This is a genomic window from Corallococcus carmarthensis (genome assembly GCF_003611695.1).
Lineage (GTDB): Bacteria > Myxococcota > Myxococcia > Myxococcales > Myxococcaceae > Corallococcus > Corallococcus carmarthensis.
Map to the genome: position 1 here is coordinate 1 of NZ_RAWE01000368.1, position 5,266 is coordinate 5,266.

General features: G+C 71.9%; 2 protein-coding genes. One reads left to right on the plus strand and one right to left on the minus strand.

The window, feature by feature from the left end:
- Positions 1-2,214 (minus strand): non-ribosomal peptide synthetase (locus D7X32_RS43065; RefSeq protein ID WP_120608288.1); only part of this gene is annotated, 2,214 nt, incomplete at its 3' end.
- A gap of 525 nt (positions 2,215-2,739) precedes the next feature.
- Between D7X32_RS43065 and mprF the strand changes: the two genes are divergently transcribed.
- Positions 2,740-5,266 (plus strand): bifunctional lysylphosphatidylglycerol flippase/synthetase MprF (gene mprF, locus D7X32_RS43070; protein ID WP_120608289.1); only part of this gene is annotated, 2,527 nt, incomplete at its 3' end.

Below are 5,266 nucleotides of genomic sequence, written 5' to 3' on the forward strand. Positions count from 1 at the left end.
GGCGGGGTAGAGCGCCTCCAGCTCCCGGAGCAGCAGGTCCACGGAGCCACCATCGAAGATGGCGTGGTGCGCGGTCAGCAGTAGATGGACGCGGCGGGCATCCCACCGCAGCAACAGGCCACGCAGCAGCGGCGGCTGGCGCAGGTCGAAGGGCTGGAGCGCCTGGGACTGCTCACGCGCATGGGCGATGGCCGCCGCATCCGCGGCGCCTTCCAGGTCCAACACCGTCAACGGGAAGGGACCCGGGGCGACGACGTGGAGGCGCGGTTGTCCGTCCCGGGCGACGAAGCCCGTCCGCAGCACCTCGTGGCGGCGCAGCACTTCGGTGAGGGCTCGCTCCAGCACGGCGACGTCGAGCGGCCCGTGGAAGTGCAGGCGCACGGACGTGTTGTAGAGCGCGGCGTCGTCGACGAGCTGGTCGATGATCCACAGCCGTTCCTGCGCGAACGACAGCGGGCCGTCCGCGTCCGGCGCGCGGATGACAGGCGGCAGCGGAGAAGCAGGCTCGGCGTCCAGCCAGCGGGCCAGCGCCGCCAGCGTCCCTGTCTCCAGCACGGCGCGCAGGGGCACGTCCCGGCCCAGCTCGCGGTGCAGCTCCGTCGCCAGCCGGGCGGCGAGCAGCGAGTGCCCGCCCAGGTCCATGAAGTGCTCATCCCGGCCAATGGCCTCCAACCGCAGCACCTGGCGCCATACCGGAAGCAGGCGCGCTTCGGTGGGCGTGAGCTCTTCGGTGGCGGAGGCAGATCGTGGCGCGGCTTCGGGGACGGGCAGGGCGGCGCGGTCCACCTTGCCGGAGGCCTTGAGCGGCAGGGCCTCCAGGAACACGAACGCGGAGGGAACCCACGGCTCTGGAAGCGAAGCGCGCAGGCCCTGGCGCAGCGCCGCGGGCGTGACGGTTCCTCGCGCGACCACGTAGGAGACCAGCCGGCGTTCGGTGCCCGCATCCTCGCGCACGAGGGTCACGCTCGCGCGGACCTCCGGGAGGCGGGCCAGGGCCGCGTCGATCTCCTCCAACTCGACGCGGAAGCCACGCAGCTTCACCTGATGATCCGCGCGGCCCAGGAACTCCAGCGCGCCGTCCTCGCGCAGCCGGGCCAGGTCCCCGGTGCGGTACATCCGCGCGCCCGGCACGGGGCTGAACGGGTCCGGCAGGAACTGGTGCGCCGTGTGCGAAGGGTCGTCCAGGTAGCCGCGCGCCAGCGTCGCCCCACCAATGAAGAGGGCCCCCGGCTCCCCGGGCGTCACCGGCCGCAGCGCCGCGTCCAGCAGGTGGATGGACACGCCGTCCAAGGGCCTGCCGATGGACGGCAAGGTGGAGCCCTCCGCGAGGACCCGCTCACGCGTCACGAAGACGGCCGTCTCCGTGGGGCCGTAGCAGTTGAAGAGGGTGAACGGCGCGGTCGCGTGAGGACGGACGCGCAGGGCTTCGCCACCGGTGAGCAGCGCGCGCAGGGCCGGGGCCGCGGGCCAGGGCAGCGAAGCGAGCTGTTCGCCCAGCGCGGTGGTGACGAAGCAGACGTGGATGGCCCGCTGCACCAGCCACTGCTGGAGGCGCTCCGGCACCAGGCGCACGGCGTCGTCCGCGACGTGGAGGCTGGCGCCCGCGGAGAGCGCGGGCCACACCTCCAGCACGGAGGCGTCGAACGCGGGGGAGGCGAGGAACGACACGCGGTCGTCGGACGTCAGCGCGAACTCGCGCAGGAACGCCTCCGCGAAGTGCCGAACCGCTCCGTGGGTGACGGCCACGCCCTTGGGACGCCCCGTCGTCCCGGACGTATAGATGATGTACGCGAGGCGCTCCGGCGTGAGCGCCACCCCTGGCGTCGCGCGGGTCCTGTCGCCCTGGGCCAGCGCCTCCGAACGGTCGATGGTGACGGTGCGCCGGTTCCCCTGACCCGGCAGCGGGGCCTGTCGCGAGTCGAGCACGAGCACCCGGATGCCCGCGTCCTCCAGCACGTTCCCCAGCCGCTCCGCCGGCCACGTGCCATCCAACGGCACATAGACGCCGCCTGCCTTGAGCGTGCCCAGCAGCGCGATGAGCAGCTCGGAGCCTCGGCTCGCGCACACCCCCACCCGGTCCTCTGGCCCTACCCCCAACGCCTGGAGTTGCCCCGCCAGCGCGTCCGCCCGCGCCTCCAGTTCGCCATACGTCAGCCGTTCGCCGTCGCCCGCCAACGCCAGGCTTTCAGGCGCCGCCAGGGCCCGGGACGACACCCGCTCCGTGAGCCAGGGCGCTTCAACCCGCACGGCAGGCGCAACGGTGCCCACGTCCGGCGGGACCGGGAGAACTGCTTTGTCTGGATATGACACGGGGGTGTCTCTTGTCAGGGAATGCCGGAAAGCCTTGGTGAATCAGGAAGTCACGTCTGGCTGGGGTGTCGGCGATTGGGAAACATCCGGATGTTACAGGAATGCGTTCGAGACTCAACAGGATGTGCCGGGTCCGACATCCTCCCAGGTTGGAGCCGACCTCGGCGGGAGTGAGTGGATGAACCCCGGTTCCCGGTGAAAGCCATTGGGAGAAGGGTTGACTGAACACAATGAAATCCAGCCTTCGGGTCCATCACAGACAAGGGAGCCCTCGAGGGCGCCGTTGATGCAGGACGCCTGGCAGGCCCTCCCGGAAGGGTGGGGCGCAATGCCCCGCGTGGGGCATTCCGGGCGGAGGACTGCCCCGGCGCCTCCCTCCCGCGAGCCATGGCACGCAGGATGCTGTGTCTGTCCCTGGGAGACCGGGGCATGTCGAAGCTTCAAAGAATCCTCACCACCGTGCTGCCGCTGGTGCTGCTGGGCATCGCGGCCTACGTGCTGCACCGCGAGCTGTCGCATTTCCGCCGCGAGGACGTGAGCGCGGGTTTCGCGGCCGTGACGACGGGACGCATCCTCCTGGCGCTGGCCGTGACGGTCGTGAACTACGTGGCCCTCACGCTGTACGACGTGCTGGCGCTGGGGCACTCGGGCCACCGGATTCCCTATCCGCGCGTGGGGTTCACGTCGTTCGTGGGCTATGCCTTCGGCCACAACCTGGGCGCGTCGTTCCTGAGCGGCGGGTCGGTGCGCTACCGGCTGTATTCAGGGTGGGGGCTCACCGCGCTGGACGTCGCGCGGGTGTCGGCGTTCAACGCGCTCACCTTCTGGCTGGGCCTGGCCGCCGTCACCGGCACGTCGCTCGTGGTGGGAGGCGGCGGGGTGCTGTCCCTGTCCACGCCGGTGGCGCACGTCGTGGGCGCGGCGCTGTGGCTGCTGATCGCGGGCTACTTCGTGGCGTGCGCCGTCGTGCGCCAGCCCCTGCGCGTGCGCGGACTGGAGTGGAGGCTGCCGACGCCCGCGCGGGCGCTGGCGCAGCTGGGGGTGTCGTGCGGGGACTGGGTGCTGGCGGCGGCGGTGCTGTGGGTGCTCCTGCCCGCGGACAGTGGCGTGTCGCTGCCTTCGCTCACCGCGCTGTTCGCGCTGGCCCAGCTCGCGGGCATCGCCAGCCAGGTGCCCGCGGGCCTGGGGGTCTTCGAGACGGTGATGCTGTCCGCGCTCACGCCCCGGGTGCCCGCGCCCCAGGTGGTGGGGGTGCTGCTGGTGTACCGGCTCGTCTACTACCTGTTGCCCTTCACCGTGGCGGCGCTGCTCCTGGCGGGCAATGAGCTGCTTCAGCGCCGCCACCACCTGACGCGGCTGGCGAAGGTGGTGCACGGCTCGTTCGCGCCGGTGGTGCCGTGGGCCGCGTCGGCGGTGGCGTTCGTGGCGGGCACGGTGCTGCTGTTCTCCGGGGCGACGCCAGCGGAGGCCGACCGGCTGGCGGTGCTGCGCCGGATGGTGCCGCTGCCGTTCCTGGAGGTGTCCCACCTGTTGGGGAGCCTGGTGGGCCTGGCGCTGCTGCTGCTCGCGCGGGGGCTCCAGCGGCGCCTGGATGCCGCCTACGTGCTGACGCAGGTGCTGCTGGTGGCGGGCGCGGTCTTCTCCGTGGTGAAGGGCGTGGACTACGAGGAGGCGACGCTGCTGCTCGTCCTGGCCGCCGCGCTGGCGCCGTTCCATCAGCAGTTCTACCGGCACACGTCGTTGTTCGCGGAGGCCTTCAGCCCCGGGTGGCTGCTGGCCACGGTGGCGGTGGTGGGCGCGTCGGTGTGGCTGGGGTTCTTCTCCTACCGGCACGTCGAATACAGCCATGACCTCTGGTGGCGCTTCACCTTCTCCGGCGATGCGCCGCGCTTCCTGCGCGCCAGCGTGGGCGTGCTGGGCATGACGGTGGTGGTGGGACTGGCCGCGCTCCTGCGGCCGGCGGGACCCCGCGTGCACCCCCCGACCCCGGAGGAACTCCAGCGGGTGCGCCCACTGGTGGCCCACGCGCCCGAGTCCATGGCCTTCCTGGCGCTGGTGGGTGACAAGTCCCTGCTGCTCGACGACGCGGGCACCGCGTTCCTCATGTACGGCGTGGCCGGACGCGCGTGGGTGTCCATGGGGGACCCGGTGGGTCCACCGGACGCCGCGACGGAGCTGGCGTGGCGCTTCCGCGAGCTGGCGGACCGGCACCACGGCTGGGCGTGTTTCTACCAGGTGGGCCCGGGCGCGCTGCCGCGCTACCTGGACCTGGGGCTGACGCTGCTCAAGCTGGGCGAGGAGGCCACCGTTCCGCTCCAGGACTTCAGCCTGGAGGGCGCGGAGCGAAGGAACCTGCGCCACGGCGTGCGCCGCATGGAGCGCGAGGGCTGGACCTTCGAGGTGAAGCCCGCCGAGGCGGTGCCGGAGCTGCTGCCCCAACTGCAAGCCATCTCCGATGCGTGGCTCGCGGAGAAGCACACGCGCGAGAAGGGCTTCAGCCTGGGGTGGTTCTCCCCGCGCTACCTGGAGCAGGGGCCGGTGGCGCTGGTGCGCCGGGACGGCGTCCTCACGGGCTTCGCCAACGTGTGGGCCCCGGAGACGCGGGAGGAATTGAGCGTGGACCTCATGCGCTACCAGCCGGGCAGCCCGCACGGCGCGATGGACTTCCTCTTCACGTCGCTGATGCTGTGGGGCCGGCAGCAGGGCTTCCAGCGCTTCAACCTGGGCATGGCGCCCTTCAGCGGCTTCGAGGAGCGCACGCTCGCGCCGGTGTGGAACCGGCTGGGTGCGCTCGTGTTCCGCCACGGCGAGCACTTCTACAACTTCCAGGGGCTGCGCCAGTACAAGGAGAAGTTCCGTCCGGACTGGGCGCCGCGCTACCTGGCGTCGCCGGGCGGGCTGGCGCTGCCGGGCGTGCTCACGGGGGTGGCCTCGCTGGTGTCGCGCGGGCTGGGCG